Raw genomic sequence first — 25,043 nt, 5'->3', positions numbered from 1 at the left:
CGTCGACCCGCGAAAGGAACCGCCGCGATGCGTGACAACAACTGGACCCGCTGAGCCCCGTCAACCACCGCCAGCCGAGCCACGAAGGGAGCCGCCGCGATGCGTGACAACAACTGGGCCCGCTGAGCCCCGCCAACCACCGCCCGTCGACCCGCGAAAGGAACCGCCGCGATGCGTGACAACAACTGGACCCGCTGAGCCCCGTCAACCACCGCCAGCCGAGCCACGAAGGGAGCCGCTGCCGTGCGTGACAACAACTGGACCCGCTGAGCCCCGCCAACCACCGCCCGACAACCCGCGAAAGGAACCGCCGCCATGCGCGACAACAACTGGACCCGCTGACCCACCACCCCCAGTCCGCCCCACGAGGAGGTGAGAGGGCATGCGTGACAACAACTGGACGTGATCCGAACCAGTCCCGCGGCACACCCGTCCCGCGGATTACGGCGCGGGAGGTGGGGTGGCCTCGTCGAGGGGAGTTCGGCGGGGCCGCACCGCGCGGTCCGCTCGCACCGCCCGCGCCCACGCGATCCCGGCCAGACCGGCGCACCCGGCTCCGGCGACGGCGGCGATCGCGACCACCGTCGTCGGCGCGAAGGCCAGCGCCAGCGCGCCCGCGGCAGCGATCGTCAGTCCCTGCGCCGCCCGCAACGCCGCGATCGCGACTCCGATCACCTGGCCGCGCTGTTCGGGCGGCGCGGCGAGGCTGTACTGCACCTGGGTGATCAAGTCGTGCGCGGAAAACATCCCGGAGACCGTCCAGACCGCCACGACCACCGGCAACGCGGGCGCCCAGCCAGTCGGCAGCAGCACCAGACTGCTCGCCACCGCGAGCGGACCCAGCCACCGCACCTGCCGCGCCCGCGGCAACCGGCTGATCAGCAACGCCCCGAGCAGCGTCCCGACGGGGTTCGCCACCAGCAGCCAGCCGAGCACGCCGGTGCCGCCGAGCTGCGCGGCCACCGGCACCGCCAATCCCTCCGGCACGACGTAGAACCCGCAGCAGCACGCGATCGCCAGCAGCGACCGCAGCTTCCGGTCCCGCGCGACCAGCCGGCAGCCAGCCTTCAGCGACGCCCATTGCGGCACGCGTTCGGCCACCTTCGACACCGGGTACAGCCGCAAACCCCAGCGCAGCGCGGCTGCCGACACCGCGAACGTCACCGCGTCCGCCCACAGCGCGCCCGAAACCCCGAGCCACGCGACCACCGCCGCGCCCGCGCCGAAGCCGATCACCAGCGCGGCCTGGTACGTCGAGGAGAGAATCGCTTGTCCGGTCGCCAGTTTCTCCTCGCCCAGCATGTCCGGCAGGACAGCTTGCCGCGCGGCCTGAAACGGCCCGGCCGCGAGTTGCACGACCACGAGCAGTCCCGCGGCCACCGGCCAGGGCATGCCGGGAATCGCCATCAACGCGACCAGCAGTGCGCGCACGACATCGGCGACCACGAGCACGGTGCGGCGCGGGAACCGGTCGGCGAGGCCGCCGAGCGCGCCGCCGAGGAGGTCCGGCAAATAGGTGAGCGCGTACGTCCCGGCGGCCCAGCCAGCGGACGCCGTTCGGTTGAATACCAACACGGTCAGCGCGACTCGTGCTAATTGGTCACCTGCCACCGACAGCACGTGCGCGAGCCAGAGCGCACGGAATTCGCCCATCCGGAACACACTCCGGAAAGACGGCGCCGTCGTGGTCATGTGCTCACCCTGTCGTGACTCGGCCACCCGGAGCAACCCCGGCCGGGCGCGGGTGGGTCGCGGATCCGGCTCCGGCCGTCCGTGGAAAACTGGGTGATCGCCGTCCGTGGATGATGTCGCACCGAAGGGTTTTCCGTTGACCGAGGAGAGCCGGCAGGTTGCCGGTCGCTACGAGCTCGTCGAACTGATCGGCAGCGGCGCGATGGGGATGGTCTGGCGCGGGGAGGACAAGATCCTCGGCCGCGTCGTCGCGGTCAAGGAACTCCTCATGCCCATGAACCAGGGCGAGGACAAGGTCGAAGAAGCCCGCAACCGCGCCATGCGCGAGGCCCGCATCGCCGCCCGGCTGCAGCATCCGAACGCCATCTCGGTCTTCAATGTGGTCGAGCACGAGGACCGGCCGTGGCTGATCATGGAGTACCTGCCCTCGCGCAGCCTCGCGGTGAAACTGCGCGAGGACGGCCCGCTGACCGTCGACGAGGCGATCCCGTTCGCGGTGCAGCTGGCGGGCGTGCTCGCCGCCGCGCACCGGGCGGGCATCGTGCACCGCGACGTCAAACCGGGCAACGTCCTGCTCGGCGACGACGGCACCACGGTCAAGGTGACCGACTTCGGCATTTCCCGCGCGGTCGGCGACGTCACGCTCACCGCGACCGGCGAAATCTCCGGCACGCCCGCGTTCCTCGCGCCGGAGGTCGCCCGCGGCGAGGACGCGACGTTCGCCTCCGACGTGTTCGCCCTCGGCGCGACGCTGTACATGGCGGTGGAGGGCGATCCGCCGTTCGGCACCGCGGACAACGCGATCGCCTTGCTGTACCGGGTTTCCAGCGGTCGGATCAACCCGCCGAAACAGGCCGGGAAGCTGGAGCCGCTGCTGCTGAAGCTGCTGGAGCTCAAGCCGGAGGACCGGCCGTCGATGACCGAGGTCGTCGCGGAACTGCGCAAGCTCGACGGCGGCGTCACCCCGGTCGCGACCGTTCCGGAACCGCCGACCCTGCCGGACGCCAAACCGCCGGTCGCGCCCGCCACGGTCGCGGTCCCGGCCGCGGGCGCCGCCGCGCCGCCCGCGGGTTCGGACCGAAGACGCCGCGGGATGATCTTCGCCGGGGCGGGCGCGCTGCTCGTCGTGATCGCCGTGATCGTGACAGTCGTTCTGACTCGAAACCACGGACAGGAAGACCCGGCCGCGAACCCGCTGCCCGCTCCCGCGAGTTCCTCGCCCAGCAGTGCTCCGGCGACTTCGTCCGCGTCGCAGCCGTCGCCGTCGACCCCTCCGTCGACTTCGTCTTCGTCGAGCAGTCCTCCGTCCTCCAGTTCCGCGGCGAACTCGCCTGAAGCGATGGCTTCCGCACTGCGTACTTACTTCTCGTATCTCCCGGGCAATCTGGAGAGCGGCTGGGGGATGCTCAGCGACGGGTTCCGGGCCGCGAAGAAACAGACCTTCGAGCGGTACAAATCGTGGTGGAGCCAGTTCAGTTCGGTGACCGCGAACGACGTCCAGGTCACCGGAGACAACAAGCTCAGCGCGAGGATCACCTACCACCGCGCCAGCGGCGGCGTGACGAACGAGTCGCACGTCTACACGATGTCGCAGCGCAACGGCTCCTGGCAGATCGACTCCGAGAACTAGCTCTCAAGCAGCAGCGCGATCGCGGCGGCGGTGTCGCGATCCGGGCCGACTCGCACGGTGCGCAAGCCAGCGGACCGTGCGGGTTCGACGTCCGCGCCGACCAGCCAGGCGTCGGCCAGCGTGGTTTCGCAGCGTTCGGCGGCGAGCGCGAACAGCTTCGGGTCCGATGTGGACAGTCCGTCCGGCCCGGCGAGCGCCCAGCCGTCCACGAGCCCGGCGATTCCGGTGCACAGCAAGGTGGACAGCTGCGGTTCGCCCGCGCCGAGGACGCCGATCCGCCAGCCCGCCGCGCGCAGCCGGGGCAGGCCGGCCAGCACGCCGGGCGCGACCGGGACGAGCGCGGGATGGCGTTCGCGGTAGGCGTCTTCGAGGCCGGGTTCTTGCAGATCGAACCGTTCGCGCAGGTCCTTGAAGAACACCGCCCGGTCGGCACGTCCGCGATCGTCGGCGGCGACGAGCCATTCGGCGTCCGCTTCGGCGAGCCGGTGCTCCGCGCAGAACTCCCACGCCCAGCGGCGGAAGCCCTCCGCGCGATCAACGAGCGTGGTGTCGAGGTCGAACAGGACGAGCCGCACGGGGAGAGACATTAGCGCGTTCCGCCGGGGCCTCGGGAGATTTTTCTACTCCGTTCGAGTGAACGGATCCCGGTTTTTGTCGGTGTTCGATGCGAACATATGTTCGTGACGAGCGAAGGACCGATCCTCCACGCCGACCTCGACGCGTTCTACGCCTCGGTCGAGCAGCGCGACGATCCCCGGCTGCGCGGCAGGCCGGTGATCGTGGGCGGTGGCGTGGTGCTGGCCGCGAGCTACGAGGCCAAGGCGCTGGGCGTGCGCACCGCGATGGGCGGCGCGCAGGCGAGGCGGTTGTGCCCGCATGCCGTGGTGGTGCCGCCGCGGATGTCGGTCTACAGCGCGGCGAGCAAGGCGGTGTTCGAGGTGTTCCGGCAGACGACGCCGGCGGTGGAAGGAGTGTCGATCGACGAAGCTTTCTTGGACGTCGGCGGTCTGCGGCGGATCGCAGGACGTCCGTCGGAGATCGCGGTGCGCTTGCGCGCGGAGGTGCTGGCGCAAGTCGGTCTGCCGATCACGGTAGGGGTGGCGCGCACGAAGTTCCTGGCGAAGGTGGCGAGCGGCGTCGCGAAACCGGACGGCCTGCTGGTGGTGCCGCCCGAGAAGGAGTTGGAGTTCTTGCACCCGCTGCCGGTGGAGCGGCTGTGGGGAGTGGGAAAGGTGACGTCGGCGAAGCTGCGGGAACGTGGCGTCCGCACCGTGCGCCAAGTCGCCGAACTGCCCGAAGCCGCGTTGATCTCGACGCTGGGCCCAGGCTCCGGACGTCACCTGCACGCACTGGCGCACGGCCGCGACCCGCGCGCAGTGCAGCCAGGAAAACGCCGCCGCTCGATCGGCTCGCAACGTGCCCTGGGCCGCCGCTCCCGCTCGCCTGCCGAGCTGGACGAGATCGTGGTGTCCATTGTGGACCGATTGGCACGCCGGCTGCGCGGCGCGTCGAGGGTATGCCGGACGGTGGTGCTGCGAATGCGCTTCGCGGACTTCACCCGTGCCACGAGATCGCACACGCTCGCCGACAGCACCGACCATACGGAGACACTGCTGTGCGCTGCCCGCGGTCTGCTGTCCGCGGCGCAACCGCTGGTGTACGACCGGGGTTTGACGTTGCTGGGCCTGTCGTTCTCGAACCTCGACAGTCATGGTGCGGTGCAGTTGGCGTTGCCGCTCGATCAACCTTCCCGCCCAGCGATGTCCGCGGAGGCGACCGCACTGGACTCGGCGGTGGATGCCTTGCGAAACCGTTTTGGCGCGGCGGCGTTGACCCGTGCGGCGCTGTTGAGCCATGAGGCTGGGGTGGAGATGCCTATGCTGCCGGATTGATCGAAAGCGGTGGTCCCGCGGTGAATCCCGCGAGGGCTGTTTCCCGGCTGAGTCCGGCGAGTCCGGTATGCCTGGCTGAGCCAGGTGGGGCTGGTTGAGTCCGGCATGTCTGGCCGAGCCTGGTGGGCTGGTTGAGTCCGGCATGTCTGGCCGAGCCTGGCGAGGCTGGTTGAGTCCGGCGGGGCTGGCTGAGCCAGGTGGGGCTGGCTGAGCCTGGCGGGGCTGGCTGAGCCTGGCGGGTCTGGCCGAGCCTGGCGGGTCTGGTTGATTCCGGTTGGGCCTGGGGTACTCGGCGAGCTGGTCACCGTGGCTGGGCTGTCCTATACAGCGCTTCGGCCAGTTTGCGCAGCTGACTGCGGCAGGCCGCGGCGTCCCCGTCCGGGGTCGCGGGCGTGTAGCCGACCTGGAAGGTGGCATTGCGGTCGAGGACGATCAGCTCGCAGTCACGCGGGTACATTCCCGGGAGCCAATGCGCCTTTTCCCCGAAGGAAAGGCCGACGGGGCTGTCGTCCTTGCTTAAGGCGGAGCTGCCGATGAAGCTGAGCTGCGCGCTTTCCTGGCCTGATTTCCGGTCGGTCTTCGCGTACCAGTGCGCATTCAGTCGCAGCTCCGGCAGTTGCTGATACGCGGGCGTGAAGCTGCAGAGCAGAGAACCGTCCTTGCTGATCTCGGGATGCCAGCTGCGGACCACTTCGAAAGCGGCCTGCGGAATTTCCGGCGTCCGGGCCGTGAAACCGGCGCAGGTGGCGAAGTTGGTCTCGTGGTACTTGTCTGGCGTCGGATCTGGTGCCTTGTCGTGTGCCGCGCCCCAAAGGAGTGAACCGACGCCCACTATTGCCCACGTGACGAAGAGTGCGGTCACCGCAGTCGCGACGCCGATTCCCGTCCACAGCGCGATTCGGTGGCTCTTTCGTTTTGGTCGTGGCGGAAGCGGTGATCCTGCGGTCACAGTGATTTCCTTGCGCTCCGGGAAATGTCACTACTTGTACCTGATCAACCGTCGGCCGCGCGCAATGCGTCAAGACCCACGTGGGACTGCCACGGCGTCAGTTTTCCGCTCGCGGACGTGGCGTTCGCGCTGGTTTCCGGTGCCTGTATGGCCATCTACTCCCGGTTCAGCAAACGCACCGGGGCAAGGAGTGCGGGACGTGGGCTGGCGGTCGGAAACAGCCCCGCCTACCCAGCGGATCGGTTGACCAGTGCGGCAATGCCTTCGATCAGCCGGTCCAGGCCGAACGCATACTCGTGGTCGACGCTGTACGGCGCCTGGTGGATCTGCCCGGCGGCGGTGCCGACCCGGTCCGCGACCGGGAAGCGACGCGGTTCGTAGACTTCGGCCAGGGCGGGGGCGGTCGCGGCCCACCATTGCTGGTCGGTCATTCCGGTTTGCGCCACGATGCGCGCGGCTTCGACCTTGCGGCGCGCCAAGCCTTCCACGTGCGTGGTGACCAAGGTGATCGTCGAGTCCATTTCCACGTCCGCCAGGCCGATGCCGTCGACGACGGCCAGTTCCAGGTCGTACTTCGCGATCGCGTTGGGGCCCAGCGTCGGACGTCCGGAGAAGACCTGCAGCAGCCACGGATGCCGCAGGTACATCGCCCAGTTGACGGCGGCGACGCGGCGGAGTCCGTCGCGCCAGTCGTCGGCGTCTATTTCGGACAGTTCGGCTACCGCTTCGCCGTAGACCGCGTCGACCATCGCTTCGACCAGTTCCGCGCGCGACGCGACGTAGGTGTACAGCGACATCGTCCCGACACCCAGCGACTCGGCCACGCGGCGCATCGACAGCGTCGTCAGGTCCTGTTCGGTGTCGGCGACCTCGACCGCCGCGTCGACGATCCGCGCTGGGGTCAGGCCGTGCTTCGGGCCGCGCTTCGGCAGCTGGCGGGTGCCCCACAGCAGCGCGATCGTCGCGGCGGGGTCGCCGTTGTTGCCGTCAGTCGTCACGTGACCAGCATAGGAACTTTACTCCGTATGTCATACGGAGTGTTGTGCTAGCCTTCTTCGTATGGCATACGGAGTAGGTGGACGCGAGGGCGTGTGGGCGCGTGGGGTGGCGAAGCGGTACGGCGAACGGGCGGCGTTGGACGGGTTTGACCTGCGGGTGGAGCCGGGGACGGTGTGCGGCCTGCTCGGTCCCAACGGTGCGGGCAAGACGACGGCGGTCCGCATCCTGACGACGTTGGCGCGTCCGGACGCCGGCGAAGTGCGGGTGGCCGGTTTCGACGCGGTCGCCGATCCGGACGAGGTGCGGCGGCGGATCGGGCTGGTCGGGCAGAACGCCTCGGTCGACGAGATCCTGACCGGCAGGCAGAACCTCGAACTCTTCGGCAGGCTCGGCGGGTTGCCGTCGCGGGCGGCTCGGGCACGGGCGACGGAGTTGCTGGAGCGGTTCGGTCTCAGCGAAGCGGCGGGCCGGTCTGTCTCCGGTTACTCGGGCGGCATGCGGCGCAAGCTGGATCTGGCCGCGGGGCTTCTGCTGAACCCGGCCGTGCTCTTCCTCGACGAGCCCACGACCGGGCTCGATCCGGCCGCTCGCATCGACGTCTGGGCGGACGTCCGGGCGCTGGCCGGTACCGGCACCACGGTGCTGCTGACCACGCAATACCTCGAAGAGGCTGATCAGCTCGCCGACCGGATCGCGGTGCTCGACGCGGGCCGGGTCGTCGCCGCGGGCACGCCGGACGAGCTGAAGGCGAAGGTCGGTCCGGATCGGGTCGAGACGGTCGTCCGCAAGCCGACGCTCGACGAGGTTTTCCTGCACCTGACCGGCCACGCCCGGACGGCAGGGAAGCGCGACGACCCGGCGATTTCCCGGAAAACCTCGCCCGCCGTCTCCGAGGAGGCTCGATGACCGCCCCGACCGTCGCCTGGCCGACGCACACCGCCGTCCTGACCCGGCGAATCCTGGTGCACTGGAAGCAACGTCCGGTCTCGATCGCGGTCACGTTGCTGTTCCCGGTCCTGATCGTGGTGATGTTCGGCCAGCTTTTCGGCGGCGCGATGGCCATCCGGGACGGCGCGTACATCGACTTCCTCATCCCCGGCATGCTCGCGATGACCATGCTGTTCGGGCTGGAATCCACCGTCCTCGCGGTGACTTCCGACGCGGCGAAGGGCGTCACCGAGCGAATCCGGGCCATGCCGGTCAGCGGGCTCGCCGTGCTGACCGGACGTTGTCTGGCCGACTTGATCAGCGCTGTCGCCGGGCTTGTCGTGATGATGGGGGCCGGGCTAGCGCTGGGGTGGCGTCCGCATCAGATGTCTGTCCTGGGCGCGGTCGGGCTGCTTTTGTGGCTCCGCTTCGCCTTTGTGTGGGTCGGGATTTACCTCGGGCTGCTGCTGAAGACGCCGGAATCGGCGGTCTCGGTGCAGGTATTGGTGTGGCCGGTCGGATTCCTGTCCGGCGTCTTCGTTTCCCCGGACACCATGCCCGCTTGGCTGAGCGCTGTCGCGACCTGGAATCCGCTCACCGCAACGGCTTCCGCGGTTCGCGAGCTGGCGGGTAATCCCGCGTGGGCGGCGAATGGCTGGGCGGCGGAGCATGCGGTACTGCTCGCGTTGGGCTGGCCCGCGGTGCTGACGCTGATCTTCTTGCCGCTCGCCACCCGGCAATACCGGCGGCTGAGCCGATAAAAACAGCCGGGCGGCAAGGGAAATCCCCTGCCGCCCGGCCATACCCCGAGACGAGATTCAGGCGCGTGCCTTCGCATGCGTCCGCCCGCGCAGATCGAGTTCGATTTCCTCCAGCGTCCGGCCCTTGGTTTCCGGGACGAGCCACTTCGTCAGGAAGAACAGGACCACGTTGATGCCCGCGAACAGGAACATCGAACCGCCGAGGCCGAGGGCGCCGGGGTCGGAGATGATCGGGAACACGGCGCTGATGATGCCGGTCGCGGCCCACAGCACGACGCTGCTCACGCCCATGCCCGCGGCGCGGACCTTCAGCGGGAACACCTCGGCCATCATCACCCACACGACCGCGCCCCAGCCCAGTTCGTAGCCGACCAGGTAGAGCACCATCGCGACCAGCATCAGGATGCCCTTGGTCGCCGTGTCGTGGACTTCCAGCACGATGAACCCGGCCGCGACCAGGGTGATCACCATCAGCACGTTGCCGATCAGCAGCAGCGGTTTGCGGCCCCACCGGTCGACCACGAACACGACCCACGCGGTGAACAGGAACTTGGTCACGCCCAGCAGCACGCCGGACAGCAACGCCGCCTGGGTCGCGAAGCCGAGGCCGATCAGCATCGTCGGGAAGTACGCGTTCACCGCGTTCACGCCGCTGAACTGCTGGCCCATCGCGAGCAGCAGGGCCACCACGAGCATCGGCCGCACGGTCGGCGTCAGCAGGTCGCGGAAGCGGGTCTTCGCCGATTCCGAGTCGAGCCGGATCACCTCGCGGATCGTGCCGATCTCCTCGTCGACGTTCACGCCGCCGCCGTGCGAGCTGAGCAGGACCTCGCGGGCCCGCTCCTCCTGGCCGTTCGCGACGAGCCAGCGCGGCGTTTCGGGCAGGAAACCCAGGCCCGCCAGCAGAATCACCGCGGGCACGATCGCGCCGGCGAACATCAGCCGCCAGTTGCCCGACGTGCCGAGGCCGTAGCTGACCAGGAACGCGATCAGGATGCCGAGCACGATGAAGATCTGGTTCAGCGCGCCCATCGCCCCGCGCAGCCGCGCCGGAGCGAGTTCCGACAGATAGGTCGGGACCGTCGAGGACGACAGGCCGATGCCGACGCCGATCACGAGCCGGGAAATGATCAGCACCGCGAACGTCGGCGAGAAGGTGGCCGCGATCGTGCCGATGATGACGACGACCGCGGCGACCATGATCGTCCGGCGGCGGCCGAGCCTCTCGTTGAGCCGCGAGGAGAAGCTCGCGCCGACGATCGCGCCGACCGAAATGCTCGCCGTGATGACGCCCTTGTCCCATCCGGACAGGCCCCAGAGTTTGCCGATGAACGGCAACACCCCGGAAATGACACCGAGGTCGTAACCGAACAGGATGCCGCCGAGGGCACCGAAGAAGTACAGCGTCGTTCTGCCGATGGGCCGCCGCGCCGCGGCTGTCTGTGTCATTGCCGAGCCGTCTCTTTCCGGGATGGCCGGCCGGTCCTGGTCCGCTGACCGGAAGGCCAGCGCCGTCCGGGCCGGACGAATGGGGGTCGAGGGACAAGGACTGCCGGACTGGGCCAGCACTGCGGAACGGCTGAACCCGCCGCCGCGCAACGCCTTTCCTCGTCGTGCGCCGGCTCAGCCCGCTCCGGTACGAACTTCGCCGTACACAGTCACACGCTGGTCAGCGGCGGGCAAGACGCGGGCTGATAACTATTCAGTCACGTGACTAGCGTTCACATATGTGGACAAGCTAGGAGAGGGTTTGCGCAGGTCAGAGCCGTGGCGAGGGAATCATGGCAGGAGTTTTCGCGAAGGTCGAACTGTCGGGAACCGGGTGCCGCGGACGTCCGTCGTACGGGTCGTCCGGTCGCCGCGGTGGGGGAGATGCGCATGGGAACGGGTTTCGAGGTCGCTCCGGGGGAGGTCGCGACCGCGGCCGGACGGGCGCGTCAGGCGGCGGCGACCGTGCGGGCGGCCGACCTCGCGGGCGCGCTCGCCGGAGTCGGGCTGTCCGGCGGCACGAGCGTCGCCGCGGCGGATCGGCTGTCCGGCGCCTGGGGCCGTGCCGTTCCGAAGTGGACGGCCGACACCGAGTCCTACGCGGAGAACCTCGACCAGGCCGCGGCCGGGTACCGCGACACCGACCAGAACGCGACGGACAAGATCGCGGCGGCGGGCCGATGATCACTTGGGGAGACGTCCGGCGCTGGAATCCTGCCGACCTCGCTTCGGCGGTCGACGCGCTCGGCGCCCGGGCCGCCAGGCTCACTGGGGCGAACGACGATGCCGACGCCATGACGAAGTTCGGCTCCTGGCAAGGCGACTCGGCGGACGCGGCGACGGCTAAAGGCACCGCGCTGGCAACGGAATTGCGCCAGCTGACCACCGATGTGTCGGCGGTCCGGCGAGGGGTGCACGACGCGCAGCTGGCGGTCGAGCGGATCAGTTCGGCAGTGCGCGAGGTCGACGATTTCGCCTCGCGCAACGGAATGCGGATCGACGATGGCGGCGGGGTCAGCGGCGAACCCGAGCGGCAGGCCGAGATCGCCGATCGCGTCGGCCGGATTCTCCGTGAGGCCACCGATGTCGACGCAGATCTGACCGTCGTGCTCGATCGCGCGGCCAAGGGGGAGAGCGGTGGCTCCGGGGTCGTCGCGCTGGCGATGGCGACAAGCAGCCAGCCGAAACCTAATGGCACCCCGGCGGAGAACCGGGCGTGGTGGGACAGCCTGTCCGACTCCGCGCAGTCCTCGATCCTGCGCGACAACCCGGACTTGATCCGCAATCTCGACGGCATTCCGGTTGTTGATCGCGACGCGGCGAATCGCGTTGTGCTGCAACAGGAAATAGACAAGCGAAAGGGTGATGACGCCCAGTTGCGCGGCCTCACCGCGATCCGTGACCGGCTCGCGGCCACTGGCGACGGCAAACCTCCGGCTTTCCTGATCTCGCTCGACGTCAGCGGTGACGGCACCGCGGTGGTCGCGGCCGGAAATCCGGACACCGCGGCGAACGTCGCGACGTATGTTCCGGGAACCGGCAGCGAACTGGCCAAGATCGGCGGCGACCTCGGCCGGTCGGACAAGATGTGGCAGTCGGCGACCATGGCGGGCTCGCCGTCGACGTCGGTGATCACCTGGGTCGGCTACGACGCGCCGAATGAACTCGTGGACGCCGCCAGCGAGAAGTACGCCGACGGCGGCAAGGAGCCGTTGTCGAAATTCGAGGACGGCCTGCGCGCGTCGCATGAGGGCGCACCGTCGCACAACACCGTGCTCGGCCACAGTTACGGCACGACGGTGATCGGCCACGCGGCGCGCGACGGTGGGCTCAACGCGGACGATCTGATCTTCGTCGGCAGCCCCGGCGTCGGCGTCGAGCACGCGAACCAGTTGCATCTCGACGGCGTGCCGCAGGACCAGGTCGCCCAGCACGTGCACTCGACGGTCGCGAAGCACGATCTCATCAAGATCACCAACATCGGACTCCCCGGCCACGACCCGCTCGGCCCGAGCCCGGCCGGCGGCGATTTCGGCGGGCAGGTCTTCGAATCGGCTCCGGGCGACAAGGGCCCGTGGTACGAGGGCGGCCTGTCCGGGGCCGCGCACAGCCAATACTGGGAGGACAACAACCCGTCGCTGCGCAGCTTCGGCCGGATCATCGCCGGGTTGCCGGCGTGACGGCGCGCCGCACCGCGCTGGCCTGCCTCGCCGCCCTTCCCCTCGTAGCCTGCTCCCCAGGAGGTGGAGCCATGACCCCCACGATCACCGAAAACGAAGCCCGCGACCAGGTCGAGGACTACGTGCGCGGCGCGTTCTCCGCCCTGCCCACGGCCGCCGGGCGGGAACTGTTCTCCCGCAACCGTTCCGAATGCACCGACCCGACCGACAACGGTCCGGCGGGGCGGTTCGAGATCTCCGCCACCTACGAGGTGACCGGCCTCGAACCGGACACGTTCAAGGCGCAGTTCGAGGCCGTCGTGAAGTGGTGGCAGGGGCACGGCTTCACCGTGCTGACCGACCGGCGGCCCACCGACCAGTACGTCTTCGCGCGCAACGAGCGGGACGGGTTCGACATGTCCTTGCAGGCCAACGAACTCGGCAAGCTCTACTTGGGTGCGACGTCGCCTTGCGTTTGGCCGAAGGGGACTCCGGAAGCCGCGGCCGTCGTCGAGGAGCCAGAGCCCGAGGTCGCGGAAGCCCAGGAAGCTTCGGAGCCGGAACGGCCTCGGCCGCGCCGCGCGCCGGTGGACGACGAGGACTTCGGCCAGACGTCCTGGTCGGACGGAGGTGCCGCGTTCTAGAGTGGACCAGCAGGTCCATTCAGGAGGCAGGCGATGACGCTCACGCGCAAGGGCGAGGCCACGCGACAACGGATCGTGGAGGGCGCGGCCGACGTGATCCGCGAGCGGGGAGTGCTCGCGACGACGCTGGACGACGTCCGCGCGCAAACCGCGACCAGCAAAAGCCAGCTGTTTCACTACTTCCCGGACGGCAAGGAAGAGCTGTTGCTGGCTGTCGCGCGCTGGGAAGCGGACCGGGTGCTGGAGGTGCAGCAGCCGTCCCTCGGCACGCTGCGCACCTGGGAGGACTTCCGGACGTGGCAGAAGGTCGTGCTCGCGCACTACACCGAGCAGGGCCGGCACTGTCCGCTGAACGTGGTGATGTCGCAGATCGGCCGCAATACGCCGGGCGCGCAGGCCGTGGTGACGCAGCTGATGCAGCGCTGGCTCCGCGAACTGACCGCGGGAATCGAGAACCTGCGGGCGGCGGGGGAGGTCCGGCCCGGATTGGACCCGAAGCAGGCGGCGTCGGCGCTGCTGGCGGGGGTGCAGGGCGGGGTGCTGATGCTGCTGACCACCGGGGAGGCGGAGCATCTCGAAGCCGCGCTAGAGGTGGGGATCGCCGGGTTGCGAGCCGGAAAATAGGGGTTGCCGGAAATAGGGGTGGCTGGCGGAAATGTGCTGGACCGGCGGCGAGTTGAGCCAGGCATGAGTCAAGGACCCGCACCCCGGAAGCTGTCTGACGAAGCCCTCTCGGCCCTGCTTGGCCAGCAGCAGTTCGGCACGCTCGCGACGGTCAAACGCAGCGGTCAGCCGCATCTGACGACCATGCTGTACAGCTGGGATCCGGACGCCCGGATGGTGCGTTTCTCGACGACTGCCGACCGCAGCAAGGTCGGCCACCTGCGCCGCAACCCGCGCGCGACGCTGCACGTTCAGGGCGGCGACGTGTGGTCGTTCGCCGTCGCCGAGGGGCAGGCGGAGGTTTCCGAGGTCACCGAGGTTCCCGGCGACGCGGTCGGACAGGAGTTGCTCGCGATGCTTCCCGAGGCCGCGCGGCCCGAGGAGCCCGAGGCGTTCCTGAAACAGCAGGTGGATGAGCGTCGAGTCGTGATCCGGCTCCCGGTCGAGCGGCTCTACGGCACCGCGCTCGACGTCTGAAGCCCGCGGTGAAGGGCCCCGAATCCGGAACCCTTCACCCGCTGTTCGTTCAGGCGCTCTTGATCGCGGAGATCTCGAACTCGAGGGTGATCTTGTCCGAGACCAGCACGCCGCCGGTCTCGAGCGCGGCGTTGAAGGTGACGCCGTAGTCGCTGCGGTTGATCGAGGTCGAGCCCTCGAAGCCGACGCGGTCGTTGCCGAACGGGTCCTTCGCGGAACCGCCGAACTCGAACGGGATGGTGACCGACTTGGTGATGCCCTTGACGGTCAGGTCGCCGGTCACGTCGAAGGTGTCCTCGCCGGTCTGCGCGATCCCGGTGGAGGTGAAGGTGATGGTCGGGAACTCGTCGCAGGACAGGAAGTCGTTGTTGCGCAGGTGGCCGTCGCGGTCGGCGTTGCGGGTGTCGACGCTCTTGGTCTGGATGGTGACGTTCGCGCTGGAGTTCGCCGGGTTCTCGCCGTCCAGGGTGAAAGTGCCCTCGAACTCGTTGAAGGAGCCGCGGACCTTGGTGACCATGGCGTGGCGGGCGACGAAGCCGATCCGGCTGTGCGAACCGTCGATCGTGTAGGTGCCGGTCAGGTGGGCGTAGGTGGTCGCGCTGGTCATGAGTTCCGTTCCTTCGGGTCCTTGGTTGAGTGTTCAACTAGCACTGTAGCCCACAATAACTGATTGCGCGAGCAAGTGTCGGATATACTCCTCGTCTGTGGTGAACAGAACCCCGCTGACCAGCGAAGAGGAGGCAGTGTGGCGTCCGCTGATGCGTGTCGTCACAGTCCTGCCGAGGGCTCTCGACGACCAGTTCGCGCACGACAACGGCGTCTCGCTGACGGATTACACCGTGCTCGTGTCGCTGTCGGAAGCGCCCGAAGGCAGGCTGCGGTTGACCGATCTGGCGGAGTCCACGGCGCTGTCGCTGAGCCGGATCAGCCGGGTCGTGGAGGCGATGGTGCGCCGGGGCCTGGTCCGGAAGGTGAAGTGCCCGCAGGATCGCCGGGCCGCGCACGCGACGCTCACCGAACTCGGGCAGGCGAAGCTCGCCGCCGCGTATCCCGGGCATCTCGAACGCGTGCGTTCGTTCCTGTTCGACCACCTCTCGCCTGAGGAGGTCCGCGCCGCGGGCCCGATTCTCGCCCGGCTGGCCGCCGCGCTGGAGCCGCCGGACTGTTCGGACTGCCCGGACGACTGACCCGCCCCCGACGAAAGGCTTCCGATGCCCGACCAGGGTGAGTTCAAGCGCGACACGAACTACATCTCCGACCGCATCACCGCCGACGGCCGCGACGGCTGGCCGGTGGAGCCGGACCGCTACCGCCTGGTGATCGCGCGAGCGTGCCCGTGGGCGAACCGCGCGTCGATCGTGCGCAGGCTGCTGGGCCTCGAAGAGGTGCTGTCGATGGGTCTGTGCGGCCCGACGCACGACGAGCGCAGCTGGACCTTCGACCTCGACCCCGGCGGCCGCGACCCGGTGCTCGGCATCGAACGGCTGCAGGAGGCGTTTTTCGCGCGGTACCCGGATTATCCGCGCGGGATCACCGTTCCGTCCATTGTGGATGTCCCGAGTGGACAGATCGTGACGAACGACTTCAAGCAGATCACCGTGGACCTGTCGCTGGAATGGGGTGCCTACCACCGGGACGGGGCGCCCGAGCTGTACCCGGAGCGGCTGCGCGACGAGATCGAGGACGTCGCGGAGAAGGTGTTCCGGGACGTGAACAACGGGGTGTACAAAGCGGGTTTCGCGACTTCTCAGGAGGCTTACGAAGAGGCGTACCGTGCGTTGTTCTCCCGGCTGGATTGGCTTTCGTCGCGGTTGGCGGATCAGCGGTACCTGGTGGGAGACACGATCACCGAGGCGGACGTGCGCCTGTTCACGACGCTGGTCCGGTTCGACGCGGTGTACCACGGGCATTTCAAGTGCAACCGGCAGAAACTCACGGAGATGCCGGTGCTGTGGGCGTACGCGCGGGATCTGTTCCAGACGCCCGGTTTCGGGGACACGATCGATTTCGGGCAGATCAAGGAGCATTACTACGTGGTGCACCGGAACGTGAACCCGACCGGGATCGTGCCGCTGGGGCCGGAGCTGGCGGGATGGCTGACGCCGCACGGGCGGGAGGACCTGGGCGGGCGTCCGTTCGGGGACGGGACGCCGCCTGGGTTGCCGCCGGTGGGGGAGCGGGTTCCTTCGCTGGGCTCGTGAGTGTTTTTTCCGGTTAGAACCGGGAAAAACACTCACGAGGCTCTTAAGCCGCTCCAGCGTCGAGAAGGATCCTCAGCAGTTCGTCCGACGCGTCGCGCATCACGTCGTGCTTGCTGTCCAGCGCGTGGACATTCCACTGTGGATCGTCGACGAGCCGCCGGTAGGTCGGCTCGAACGGCGACCCGTCGTCCCAAATCCGGGCGTACACATAGTCTCGGCGGCGGAATCGGCTCAGGTCCGCGTCCAGCCGGATCGACTGGAGCAGCGACGCCAGCGGATGAGCCGACGCGCGCGGGTCGAAGAACGGCAGCGGCGGCACGGCGTAGCCGGTCTCGCCGACGCTCAGGTACCACTCGCGCTGCCGGTCATCGGTCAAACTCCAGCAGGAGTCGCCGTTTTCCGGGACGAAAGCGTCGAGGTACACCAGCGCGTCGACCAGTTCCGGCACTCGGTCGGCGGCGCCGGTGATGACCATCCCGCCGTAGCTGTGGCCGACCAGCACGGCGCGTTCCACCTGCTCGGCCTGCATCATGCGCACGACGTCCTCGATGTGGGTGTCGAGGTTGACCCCGCCGTTCAGGAGGTGTTGCCGTTCGCTCAGGCCGGTGAGCGTCAGCGGGAGCACGCGGTGGCCGCGGTCGCGCAACTGGCCGGCGAGCCGGTCGAAGCACCAGCCGCCGTGGCAGGCGCCGGGGACGAGGACGTAGGTGGTCATGGAGGCAACGCTAGAAGCGGCGCGGCGAGAAGTCCAAGAGCTGGTTCTTCCGTGATCCAGAAGGGCTCGTTATGCCCGGCCGGGCAGCGGGAGGTCGTGCGCTTTGCGGAAGTCGTTCAGGGCAGCCCACGCGAGGTGCGGGTCCAACGCGAGCCGCCGCCGGGCGATGGCCAGTTCGTGCAGGGCCGGCGTGAGGCGGGACTTGGTGAGGGCGTCGGTGAACATGTCCAGGACGGTGGCGCAGAAGAGGACGAACGCGCCGCTGTGCAGACGCAGCCGGTTGACCGCGTCGGCTAGGTCGGGCGTTGCGCCTTCGTGCAATTCGGTAGCTAGTTCGGCGAGCTCGACTGCTTCGCGGGTGTCGGGGATGCGAAGCAGCTTCGGCCACAGCTCCGCCAGTTCCGATGTCTGCGGGAGCCCGCGAGCTTGCGCGATGAAGCCGCTCGACTTCGCTGCCAGGTCGGTGCAGACCAGGATGCCGGTGACCGTCGACAGCGACGGCTCGTAGTGTTCGGTCGTCACGTCCACCATGTCGATCGTGGTGCGGCGCAGGTCGCGCGGCAGGCCGCCGGAGAGGCAGTGGCCGAGGTAGCAGAACTGTTCCGGGACGCCGGGCAGCCGTTGCGCGATCCACAGCCTGCTTTCGTCGAGGGTGAACGATTCCAGGCGCACTACCTCGGAAAACGCGCTGTCGAACGCGTCGCGCACGGCGAGGCCGCGTTGTTCGAAGCTGAGCACCGCGTCGTCGGACACGGCCACGAAATACAGGCAGCCGGGCACGCCGAAGATGCCCTTGATGTCGTTCACCAGCTGCTGGGCCTTGTCCTGTTCGCCGATCTTGTCGAGTTCGTCGATGGCCACCACGACCCGGTCGGTGATCCCTTCCTCGCGGAACGATTCGGCGGTCAGCTGGGCGAACGCGCGGAACTCGTCGACGACTTCCGGATGGGTCAGCTGCTGTTCGGCCCGCTGCGTGGTGCGGGTGCGGCCCAGTTCGCCGCCCGCTGGCACGGCGAGTTTTCCGGACCAGCCGGTGGTGTAGGTCAGCAGGTACTGGATCCGGAGCAGCTGGCGGCGCGCTTCGGCTTGCAGGGCGCGCGGTCCGGCTGACGACTTCCGTCGCAGGAGGATCACCAGCGCGCCGACCGCTGCCGTGAGGAGTTTCGCTGCCCAGCGGAGCGTGAGGACGGCGACTGCGGCCAGTGCGATCCGATTGGCCACCGGTTGGTCTGTCCACAAAGGACTAAGCAGGTCCGGGAACCGCACTCTGGTAATGGTCTGCCACAGTTCGGCGGGGAATTGCGTGAATCTCCCGTTCCACAGCACGCCGCCGATCGCCCAGCCGAGCGCGGCCGACACGACGAGGTCGACCGACCCGCGCAGGACCCGGCGTGCCCGCCAACGCCAGCCGGTTTCCGGTCCCAGTACCTGCCGGATCCGGGCGAGCACGGCTTGGCACAGCAGTTTGTGCAGGTGCAGCACGAAATCGCGGGCGTCGTAGGTGGCGGGCGCGGAGGCGACCACGACCAGCGGCGCCGGGTTTTCGCTGCCGTACAGCAGACCTCGTTGCATGGAACGGATCGCGGTGGTTTTGCCGGACCCGCGTTGCCCGCCGAGCGCGACCGCGCCGGAGCCCGCGCGTTCGAGCACGCGCCGGATCCGCTTCGCCGCCGCCGTCGGCACTATTCGGCTGCTGTCCTCTTCGCCGAGGTCGTATTGCTGGTCGAAAACCAGTGTCGTGCCGAAATGCAGCCGCCGGTGCGCGGAAATGACGTCGCGGACCTCGGGCAGCACGATCTCGCGCGCGGCGAACGAACGCCGCGCTCCGAGGCCGAATTGCTCCTCGTGGAACTGCATGGCTTCCGGGTTGATCCACTCGCGCAACGAGGTGACCTTGCGGACCGCGAGGGCGCCGGTGGCGAACAGGACGCACGGCATCATCAGTCCGGCGAAGATCCGGAGGAACAGGGGAAGCTGGCTCCATGCCGCGCTCATCAGGCTGAGGTAGGCGAGCCCGAGCAGCACCGCGACGATCAGCCAGACCACCTCGCGCGGCGACACCGCGCGGTTTCGCGGACGGAACCCTCGGTCGCCCTCGGCCATGACCTGGTCTTGCAGCGTCCGGATCTTCGCGAGAAGGGTCTCGTTCGCGAGCAGTTCTTCGCGCACGACTTCGGCGCGCAGCGATTCGCGGGCGAGCAACTGGGTGACCGCGGGCGAGCTGAGCGTTTCGTCGACGAGGGAGGCGAGTGCGGCTTGTGCGGTCCAGGAGTCGAAGTCCGCGAGGTCTTCTTCCCCGATGGAGTGCGGGTCGCTCCGCTCGCCGGTCACCGGCGGATGATGCCATAGGAAGTGCTTCGGGCAGGCCGGTTTCGCCGACGGTTAGCGGGAAGTGACCTCCAACAGCCGCAACGCGTCCCGGGAAGCGGAGTCGCGCGGGGTGTACGCCTCGAGCTGGTGGTCGGGGCTGTCCGGCTGGAGCCAGACCTGGTAGTCGATGTTCACGTGGCCGAGCGTCGGGTGGCGCAGGTCCATCGGGCCGCTCGTGCAGTCCACGACGTCGCCGGTCGCCCAGAGCGCGGCGAATTCCGGGCTGCCCATGGCGAGTTCGCCGATCAGCTCCGCGAGCCGGGCGTCGGTCGGGTGCTTGCCGGACATCAGGCGCAGGTACCCGACGTGGGTGCGGGCGAGGTCGGTCCAGTTGCGGTAGAGGTCGCGGTGCAGCGGGTCGAGGAAGAACATCCGCGGGATCGACGGCCGGGTCTCGGGCGAGTCCGGCGCGGCGTAGTCGAGGTGTTCGGCGTGCAGGAGGTGGCCGGTGCGGTTCCAGCCGAGCACGTCGCCGCGGCGGCCGAGGACGATCGCGGGGACGCTGTCGCTCAGCGCGTGCAGCAGGGTCGCGACGTGCGGATCCAGCGTTTCCGGCGCGGGGCGGACCAGCCGGGTGACTCCGCAGCGCCGGGCGAGGTTGTGCAGGTGGTTCGATTCGGTCTCGTCGAGGTTCAGCACCCGCGCGAGCGCGTCGAGCACTTGGGGCGATGCGGTGCCGGACTGGTCCTGTTCCAGCCGTGTGTAGTAGCCGGCGCTGACGCCTGCGAGCTGGGCGAGTTCCTCCCGGCGCAGACCGGGAACCCGGCGGAGCGTGCCGTACGTCCGCATCCCGGCGGCGTCCGGCGTCACGCGGTCGCGGCGGGTCTTGAGGAACACGCCGAGGGTTTCGGTCTGCATGGTCTCGATCGTAGGCAACCAGGAACAACCGTGCCTGCACCTGCGAGGGGTACTCATCGCCGGTGCTGGCCGAGGCGGGCCGCGGGTTCCGAGGATCGGGGGCATGACGGAAACTCGCCGTGCCTGGCTGGGACTGCTCGTGGTGCTCGGACCGGTCCTGCTGGTCTCGATGGACGGTTCGATCCTGTTCCTGACCATGCCGACCATCACCCGCGCCCTCGACCCGACCGCCGAGCAGGCCCTGTGGATCCTCGACAGCTACGGGTTCGCGGTCGGCTCGCTGCTCATCGCGTTCGGCAGCCTCGGCGACCGGTACGGGCGGCTCAAACTGCTGATGATCGGGGTCGCGGTCTTCGGGGCGGGGTCTGCTGGCGCTGCGTTCGCGCCCGCGCCGGAATGGCTCATCGGCTGTCGCGTGCTGATGGGGCTGGGCGGTGCCACGCTGTTGCCCTCGGGGCTCGCGGTGCTCAGCGAGCTGTTCCCCGAGCCGCGGCGGCGGGCCAGGGCGATCGGGATCTTCGCCGCGACGTTCGCCGCGGGGTTCGCGATCGGCCCGATTCTCGGCGGGCTGCTGCTGAGCCGATTCGGCTGGGGGTCGGTGTTTCTGGTCAATCTGCCGGTCGTCGCGGTGTTCCTCGCGGCCGCGCCGGTGGTGCTCCGGGAAGCCAGGACGACTCGGCCGGGCAAGGTCGATCTGCTCAGCATCGCTTTGTCCGCGGGCGGATTGCTGCTGACGGTCTACGCCGTCAAGGAATTCGCCGCCTACGGTCCTTCTTGGCCGGTGGCGTTCTCGGGCGTCGTCGGGGCGGGGGTGCTGACGTGGTTCGTGCTGCGGCAGCGGACGTTGGAGTATCCGCTGCTCGACGTGAGTCTGTTCCGCGAGAAGGTGTTCACCGTCGCGGTGATCACCGGGGTGCTGTCCCTGTTCGCGTGGTCGGCGGCGGCGTATCTGACCGGGGTCTACCTCCAGTCGGTGCTGGGGTTGTCCGTGCTCCACGCCGCGCTGCTCGCGCTTCCGGGCGCTGTCGTCCTGACCGCGACGTGCGTGCTCACCCCGGCGTTCTCGGCGCGGATCGGGAGCCGGGCGGCCTTGGTGACCTGCCATTTCGCGATCGCGCTTGGGCTGGCGCTGCTGCTGGCGACCACCGTCACCGGCGGGGCCGGATGGTTCGTCGCCTCGACGGTGGTCGCCGGCTTCGGCTACGGGATCTCGTTCTCGCTCGTCGCGGACACGGCGGTCGGCGCGGTCCCGGCGGACCGGGCTGGTTCGGCGGGAGCGATCAGCGAGACGGCCAACGAGATCGGCCACGCGCTGGGGATCGCGTTGCTGGGTTCGGTGGCGGCGTTTGTCTTCCGGTTGCTGGCACCGGAGGGTGCGGTGGCGGAGAAGGGGGCTGTGGTGACTGGGTTGCATGTCGCGATGGGTGTTGCGGCGGTGCTTTGTGCGGGGTTGGGGGTGCTTGCGTTGCGGTGGCTTCCCAAGGATTTCTCAGCTGAGGACGTCGTAAGCGAGGGCGACCGGGTCGTCGATTGTGCCTGACGGTTCGGCCTGGACGGCGGCTTCGACAGCGGTCGCGTCAGGCAGGGCAAGGTGGGGGCCGCCGAGGAAGCGGTGTGCGGCGGCCAAAAGGTCAGCGGCGGAAACCGGGCGGTCGACGCGCAGGGCGTGGTCGGCGATGCCCACGAGGATGATCGACAGATACAGCACCTCGCCAGCCTCCGCGGCCAAGGCGAGCGCTTCGCGGCGGCGTTCTCGGGCCGCGGGCAGGTCGCCGGCCTGAGCGTCCAGATAGGCGTGGGAATGCTGGATCATCGCGCGGAACAACGGATGCGGCTCGGTTTCGCTCAGCAACGCTTCGGCGCGGTTCAGTTCCAGCCGGGCTTCCGCCAGCTCTCCCCGCCAGCGCGCCAGATCGGCTTTCGTCTGGGCCAGAAACGCGAGCGAGTCAGGGAACGGCACACTCCGCGCGTCGCGTTCGGCCGCGGCTACCGCGGCCGTCGCGGCTGCCTCGTCGCCGAGTTGCCAGAACAGGTGCGCTTGCCGTCCGCGGACGAACAGGACGTCTTCGGCCAGACCGAGTTCCGAGACGACTTGGATCGATTCTTCGTAGCACGAAACGGCTTCCTCCAGTTCGCCGCGCCGGCCGACGACCTCGGCCAGGCTGTTCAGCGCCAGCGACATTCCCCAGCGTTCCCCGCACAGCCGGAACTGCCGGACGGCCTCGCGGATGTCGGCTTCCTGCGCGGCCGAGTCGTGCCGGAGGTTCAGCTGAGTCCGCGCCCGGTGCAGCCGGGCGTGGGCGCGCAGCCACGGGTCCTCGTCGGCCAGCAACTCGTCCAATGTGGACTCGACAGTGTCGCTGTCCTCGGGGTAGGTGAACACCGGAATGATGGACCGCAGCAAAGGATTCTTGCTGTCGCGGCTGAGTTCGAGTGCTTTGCGGCCCAAGTCGTCGGCGGCGGTTTCGGTGCTCATCCCGATGGTCAGCAACAACGCGGCCATCGCGTACCCCATCGCGCGCAGTTCGCGGTCCACCTCGCCGGGCAACGCCAGTGCCGCCTCGGTCAGTTCCTGCGCCTCCGTTTTGTGCCCGGTCAGCATCCAGAACCACGCGCACGACGTCGCCAGCCGCAACGATGTCGAGGCTTCGCGGGCGGCAATGGCACCGCGTGCCGCCGAGATCAGGTTGCCGTGCTCGGCGGCGAAGCGGGCCAGCCATTCGATCTGCTCGGCGCGGCGCAGGTATTTGTCGCCGGTCTCGGCGAAGCGGGCGAACCACTCGGCGTGCGCCTGACGCAGTTCCTCGCGTTCGTCGGCGACCGCGAGCTGTTCCAGGCCGTACGCTTTGATCGTCTCGAGCATCCGGTAGCGCGGCTCGGCGTCCCCGGAAACGGTCAGCAGCGATTTGTCGACTAACGCGCTGAGCAGCTCAGACGTACCTCCGCAGACCGCTTCCGCGGCATCGGCGGTCGCGCCGCCGGAGAACACCGACAACCGGCGCAGCAGCTGTCGTTCGTCCGGTTCCAGCAGGTCCCAGCTCCAGTCGACCACCGCGCGCAGCGTGCGGTGCCGAGGCAGCGCGGTCCGGCTGCCCGCGGTGAGCAGGCGGAACCGGTCATCGAGACGGGCGGCCAGCTGCGACACCGTCAGCGACCGGAGCCGGGCCGCGGCGAGTTCGACTGCGAGGGGCATTCCGTCGAGCGCCCGGCAGATCCGCACCACGTCGTCCACAGTGGACTCGTCGACCGTGAATCCCGGCCGCACGGCAGCGGCGCGGTCGGCCAGCAGCCGCACCGAGGCGCACGACATCGCTTCGGCGGGTGTCGTGTTTTCGGCGGGCAGCGTCAGCGGTTCGACCGGCCAGAGCGCTTCGCCGGTCACTGCCAGCGGTTCCCGGCTGGTCGCGAGAATGCGCAGCCGCGGGCATTCGCCGAGCAGATGTTCGGCCAGTTCCGCGGCGGCCTCGATGACGTGCTCGCAATTGTCGAGAACCAGCACTGCGTCCCGGTCGCGCAGCGCCCTTGCCGCCCGCTCGCGCGGAGTGCCGGCGGCGAGCGCCCCGGGATACATCTGCTCACGCAGGCCCAGCGCGTCGAGCACGGCCTGCGGGACGTCCGCACCACTCCCGATCGGGGCCAATTCGACAAACCACACGTCGTTGCGTCCGGACAGCAGATGCCGCCCGGTTTCCGTGGCCAGCCGGGTCTTTCCGGCTCCGCCAGGCCCGGTCAGCGTGGTGAGCCGGTACTCGCCGACCAGCTTCGCCACGCGGGCGACCTCGGTGTCGCGACCGACGAAACTGGTCAGCCCGGCTCGCAGGTTCGTGCGTGCTTCGTCCTCGTCGGCCACCGTTTCGCGGAGGATTTTGGTGTGTGCGGCGGACAATTCGGGTGCCGGGTCGGTGCCGAGTTCCTCCGCCAGCGCCGTCCGGATCCGCGCGAACACCCGGAGGGCTTCGGCCGGTCGTCCGGCGGCTTGCAGTGCGAGCATCAACGCCGCGGCCAGCCGTTCGCGCAGCGGATGTTCGGCCAGCAGCCTCGTGAGCTCTTCGGCGAGATCCGCGCCGTGTCCCAGCCGGAGGACGGCCTCGGCGTACTCCTCGGTGGCGGAAAGCCGCAGTTCGTTGAGCCGCACGATGTGGCTCTGGAAGAACTGCGCGTCGGAGACGTCGCCGAGCGCCGGACCGCGCCACAGGCCGAGCGCCTCGCGCAGCAGCACGACGCGCTTCTCGTCGGGTGCTGTTCTGGCCGCGGCGACCAGCTCCTCGAACCGTGCCGCGTCCACGGTCGCCTCGGGCAGCCGGTAGCCGGACGGCGTGGAATCGAGCCGCGTCCCGGCCCGGCGAAGTCGAGAGACGAGCGCCTGCAACGCGTTGGCCGTGGCCGGCGGACGCGTCCCCCAGACGGCGTCGACGAGCCGCCCGGCCGAGACGACCCGGCCGGGCTCCAGCGCGAGGGCGCTCAGCAGCGTCCGCAATCGGGCACCGGTGATCTCGACTGCGGCACCGTCGTCGTTCCGGACCTCCAGCGGGCCCAGCAAGCCGATCCGCACCTCGTCGATGATGCCGCGCCGGCGGCCGTCCGTCCTCCGGGATCTCCCCGATATCCAGGAGATTCG

General features: G+C 69.0%; 22 protein-coding genes. 12 read left to right on the top strand and 10 right to left on the bottom strand.

All coding sequences use genetic code 11. The features are described from left to right. Positions 1–441 precede the first annotated feature (441 nt). On the bottom strand, positions 442–1,692 hold the full coding sequence (locus tag ACZ7OI_RS44315; protein ID WP_470270098.1) for an MFS transporter: 1,251 nt from the start codon (positions 1,690–1,692) through the stop codon (positions 442–444). A gap of 136 nt (positions 1,693–1,828) precedes the next feature. On the opposite strand from ACZ7OI_RS44315, the gene ACZ7OI_RS44310 reads away from it, so the two are divergent. Next, the gene (locus tag ACZ7OI_RS44310; protein ID WP_470270097.1) at positions 1,829–3,322 is read left to right on the top strand and encodes a serine/threonine-protein kinase; all 1,494 of its coding nucleotides are present in this window, start codon (positions 1,829–1,831) and stop codon (positions 3,320–3,322) included. On the opposite strand, the gene ACZ7OI_RS44305 is transcribed toward ACZ7OI_RS44310, so the two are convergent. Next, entirely contained in the window at positions 3,319–3,909 is a 591-nt protein-coding gene (locus ACZ7OI_RS44305) for an HAD family hydrolase (protein ID WP_470270096.1), read from the bottom strand. The genes ACZ7OI_RS44310 and ACZ7OI_RS44305 overlap by 4 nt on opposite strands. Positions 3,910–3,996: 87 nt before the next feature. Here ACZ7OI_RS44305 and dinB point away from each other — a divergent pair, with 87 nt between their 5' ends. Continuing rightward, positions 3,997–5,214, top strand: a complete 1,218-nt coding sequence (dinB, locus tag ACZ7OI_RS44300) for a DNA polymerase IV (protein ID WP_470270095.1) — start codon at positions 3,997–3,999, stop codon at positions 5,212–5,214. Between the two features lie 301 nt (positions 5,215–5,515). Here dinB and ACZ7OI_RS44295 read toward each other — a convergent pair whose 3' ends face one another. Together ACZ7OI_RS44295 and ACZ7OI_RS44290 are read right to left on the bottom strand one after the other, a co-directional pair. After that, positions 5,516–6,163: a hypothetical protein gene (locus tag ACZ7OI_RS44295; protein ID WP_470270094.1), complete on the bottom strand. Its 648-nt coding sequence runs from the start codon at positions 6,161–6,163 to the stop codon at positions 5,516–5,518. Between the two features lie 227 nt (positions 6,164–6,390). Continuing rightward, entirely contained in the window at positions 6,391–7,161 is a 771-nt protein-coding gene (locus ACZ7OI_RS44290; protein WP_470270093.1) for a TetR/AcrR family transcriptional regulator, read from the bottom strand. 61 nt (positions 7,162–7,222) lie between these two features. Between ACZ7OI_RS44290 and ACZ7OI_RS44285 the strand changes: the two genes are divergently transcribed. Beyond that, positions 7,223–8,068 carry an ABC transporter ATP-binding protein gene (locus tag ACZ7OI_RS44285; RefSeq protein WP_470270092.1) on the top strand — a complete coding sequence of 282 codons (846 nt, stop codon included), beginning with the start codon at positions 7,223–7,225 and terminating at the stop codon, positions 8,066–8,068. After that, positions 8,065–8,850 (top strand): ABC transporter permease, encoded by a 786-nt coding sequence (locus tag ACZ7OI_RS44280; RefSeq protein ID WP_470270091.1) that lies wholly within the window; start codon positions 8,065–8,067, stop codon positions 8,848–8,850. Before ACZ7OI_RS44285 ends, ACZ7OI_RS44280 begins: the two co-directional genes overlap by 4 nt. 57 nt (positions 8,851–8,907) lie before the next feature. On the opposite strand, the gene ACZ7OI_RS44275 is transcribed toward ACZ7OI_RS44280, so the two are convergent. Beyond that, a complete protein-coding gene (locus ACZ7OI_RS44275; RefSeq protein ID WP_470270090.1) occupies positions 8,908–10,299 on the bottom strand; it encodes a sugar porter family MFS transporter in 1,392 nt (463 codons plus the stop codon). A 429-nt stretch (positions 10,300–10,728) separates the two neighbouring features. Here ACZ7OI_RS44275 and ACZ7OI_RS44270 point away from each other — a divergent pair, with 429 nt between their 5' ends. From ACZ7OI_RS44270 to ACZ7OI_RS44250, 5 genes are all read left to right on the top strand, one after another. Continuing rightward, complete coding sequence (locus ACZ7OI_RS44270) at positions 10,729–11,022, top strand: hypothetical protein (protein WP_470270089.1); 294 nt, start codon at positions 10,729–10,731, stop codon at positions 11,020–11,022. Next, a complete protein-coding gene (locus ACZ7OI_RS44265; protein ID WP_470270088.1) occupies positions 11,019–12,518 on the top strand; it encodes an alpha/beta hydrolase in 1,500 nt (499 codons plus the stop codon). Before ACZ7OI_RS44270 ends, ACZ7OI_RS44265 begins: the two co-directional genes overlap by 4 nt. A 71-nt stretch (positions 12,519–12,589) precedes the next feature. Next, a complete protein-coding gene (locus tag ACZ7OI_RS44260) occupies positions 12,590–13,141 on the top strand; it encodes a hypothetical protein (protein ID WP_470270087.1) in 552 nt (183 codons plus the stop codon). Positions 13,142–13,174: 33 nt separating this feature from the next. Then, a complete protein-coding gene (locus ACZ7OI_RS44255) occupies positions 13,175–13,765 on the top strand; it encodes a TetR/AcrR family transcriptional regulator (protein WP_470270086.1) in 591 nt (196 codons plus the stop codon). Between the two features lie 63 nt (positions 13,766–13,828). Next, positions 13,829–14,281, top strand: coding sequence for a pyridoxamine 5'-phosphate oxidase family protein (locus ACZ7OI_RS44250; protein ID WP_470270085.1), 453 nt, complete (start codon positions 13,829–13,831; stop codon positions 14,279–14,281). Positions 14,282–14,330: 49 nt separating this feature from the next. Here the strand turns inward: ACZ7OI_RS44250 and ACZ7OI_RS44245 are convergent, their stop codons facing one another. Then, positions 14,331–14,888, bottom strand: coding sequence for a YceI family protein (locus ACZ7OI_RS44245; RefSeq protein WP_470270084.1), 558 nt, complete (start codon positions 14,886–14,888; stop codon positions 14,331–14,333). 97 nt (positions 14,889–14,985) lie between these two features. Here ACZ7OI_RS44245 and ACZ7OI_RS44240 point away from each other — a divergent pair, with 97 nt between their 5' ends. Together ACZ7OI_RS44240 and ACZ7OI_RS44235 are read left to right on the top strand one after the other, a co-directional pair. Next, entirely contained in the window at positions 14,986–15,468 is a 483-nt protein-coding gene (locus ACZ7OI_RS44240) for a MarR family winged helix-turn-helix transcriptional regulator (protein WP_470270083.1), read from the top strand. Positions 15,469–15,492: 24 nt separating this feature from the next. After that, positions 15,493–16,482, top strand: a complete 990-nt coding sequence (locus ACZ7OI_RS44235) for a glutathione S-transferase family protein (RefSeq protein ID WP_470270082.1) — start codon at positions 15,493–15,495, stop codon at positions 16,480–16,482. A 43-nt stretch (positions 16,483–16,525) separates the two neighbouring features. Here ACZ7OI_RS44235 and ACZ7OI_RS44230 read toward each other — a convergent pair whose 3' ends face one another. The 3 genes from ACZ7OI_RS44230 to ACZ7OI_RS44220 all read right to left on the bottom strand — a co-directional run bounded on the left by ACZ7OI_RS44230 (position 16,526) and on the right by ACZ7OI_RS44220 (position 20,425). Then, positions 16,526–17,197 carry an alpha/beta fold hydrolase gene (locus tag ACZ7OI_RS44230; RefSeq protein WP_470270081.1) on the bottom strand — a complete coding sequence of 224 codons (672 nt, stop codon included), beginning with the start codon at positions 17,195–17,197 and terminating at the stop codon, positions 16,526–16,528. Between the two features lie 69 nt (positions 17,198–17,266). Further along, positions 17,267–19,528 carry a hypothetical protein gene (locus ACZ7OI_RS44225; protein WP_470270080.1) on the bottom strand — a complete coding sequence of 754 codons (2,262 nt, stop codon included), beginning with the start codon at positions 19,526–19,528 and terminating at the stop codon, positions 17,267–17,269. Between the two features lie 51 nt (positions 19,529–19,579). Continuing rightward, entirely contained in the window at positions 19,580–20,425 is an 846-nt protein-coding gene (locus ACZ7OI_RS44220) for a helix-turn-helix domain-containing protein (RefSeq protein WP_470270079.1), read from the bottom strand. A gap of 103 nt (positions 20,426–20,528) precedes the next feature. On the opposite strand from ACZ7OI_RS44220, the gene ACZ7OI_RS44215 reads away from it, so the two are divergent. Beyond that, entirely contained in the window at positions 20,529–21,965 is a 1,437-nt protein-coding gene (locus tag ACZ7OI_RS44215) for an MFS transporter (protein WP_470270078.1), read from the top strand. Here the strand turns inward: ACZ7OI_RS44215 and ACZ7OI_RS44210 are convergent. Further along, positions 21,915–24,977, bottom strand: a complete 3,063-nt coding sequence (locus tag ACZ7OI_RS44210; RefSeq protein WP_470270077.1) for an AfsR/SARP family transcriptional regulator — start codon at positions 24,975–24,977, stop codon at positions 21,915–21,917. The two genes, ACZ7OI_RS44215 and ACZ7OI_RS44210, sit on opposite strands and share 51 nt — an antisense overlap. Between the last annotated feature and the right edge of the window lie 66 nt (positions 24,978–25,043).

This window comes from Amycolatopsis sp. NPDC114503 (assembly GCF_055633655.1).
The sequence above is the reverse complement of the archived record's forward strand: the minus strand, read 5'-3'. Positions and strand labels throughout refer to the sequence as shown.

Coding starts and splice junctions, on each gene's coding strand:
- ACZ7OI_RS44305 (WP_470270096.1), bottom strand. CDS start 3,909: ATGTCTCTCCCCGTGCGGCTCGTCCTGTTCGACCTCGACACCACGCTC.
- ACZ7OI_RS44245 (WP_470270084.1), bottom strand. CDS start 14,888: ATGACCAGCGCGACCACCTACGCCCACCTGACCGGCACCTACACGATC.
- ACZ7OI_RS44235 (WP_470270082.1), top strand. CDS start 15,493: ATGCCCGACCAGGGTGAGTTCAAGCGCGACACGAACTACATCTCCGAC.
- ACZ7OI_RS44250 (WP_470270085.1), top strand. CDS start 13,829: ATGAGTCAAGGACCCGCACCCCGGAAGCTGTCTGACGAAGCCCTCTCG.
- ACZ7OI_RS44280 (WP_470270091.1), top strand. CDS start 8,065: ATGACCGCCCCGACCGTCGCCTGGCCGACGCACACCGCCGTCCTGACC.
- ACZ7OI_RS44215 (WP_470270078.1), top strand. CDS start 20,529: ATGACGGAAACTCGCCGTGCCTGGCTGGGACTGCTCGTGGTGCTCGGA.
- dinB (WP_470270095.1), top strand. CDS start 3,997: ATGTTCGTGACGAGCGAAGGACCGATCCTCCACGCCGACCTCGACGCG.
- ACZ7OI_RS44255 (WP_470270086.1), top strand. CDS start 13,175: ATGACGCTCACGCGCAAGGGCGAGGCCACGCGACAACGGATCGTGGAG.
- ACZ7OI_RS44270 (WP_470270089.1), top strand. CDS start 10,729: ATGGGAACGGGTTTCGAGGTCGCTCCGGGGGAGGTCGCGACCGCGGCC.
- ACZ7OI_RS44220 (WP_470270079.1), bottom strand. CDS start 20,425: ATGCAGACCGAAACCCTCGGCGTGTTCCTCAAGACCCGCCGCGACCGC.
- ACZ7OI_RS44275 (WP_470270090.1), bottom strand. CDS start 10,299: ATGACACAGACAGCCGCGGCGCGGCGGCCCATCGGCAGAACGACGCTG.
- ACZ7OI_RS44315 (WP_470270098.1), bottom strand. CDS start 1,692: ATGACCACGACGGCGCCGTCTTTCCGGAGTGTGTTCCGGATGGGCGAA.
- ACZ7OI_RS44230 (WP_470270081.1), bottom strand. CDS start 17,197: ATGACCACCTACGTCCTCGTCCCCGGCGCCTGCCACGGCGGCTGGTGC.
- ACZ7OI_RS44285 (WP_470270092.1), top strand. CDS start 7,223: ATGGCATACGGAGTAGGTGGACGCGAGGGCGTGTGGGCGCGTGGGGTG.
- ACZ7OI_RS44265 (WP_470270088.1), top strand. CDS start 11,019: ATGATCACTTGGGGAGACGTCCGGCGCTGGAATCCTGCCGACCTCGCT.
- ACZ7OI_RS44260 (WP_470270087.1), top strand. CDS start 12,590: ATGACCCCCACGATCACCGAAAACGAAGCCCGCGACCAGGTCGAGGAC.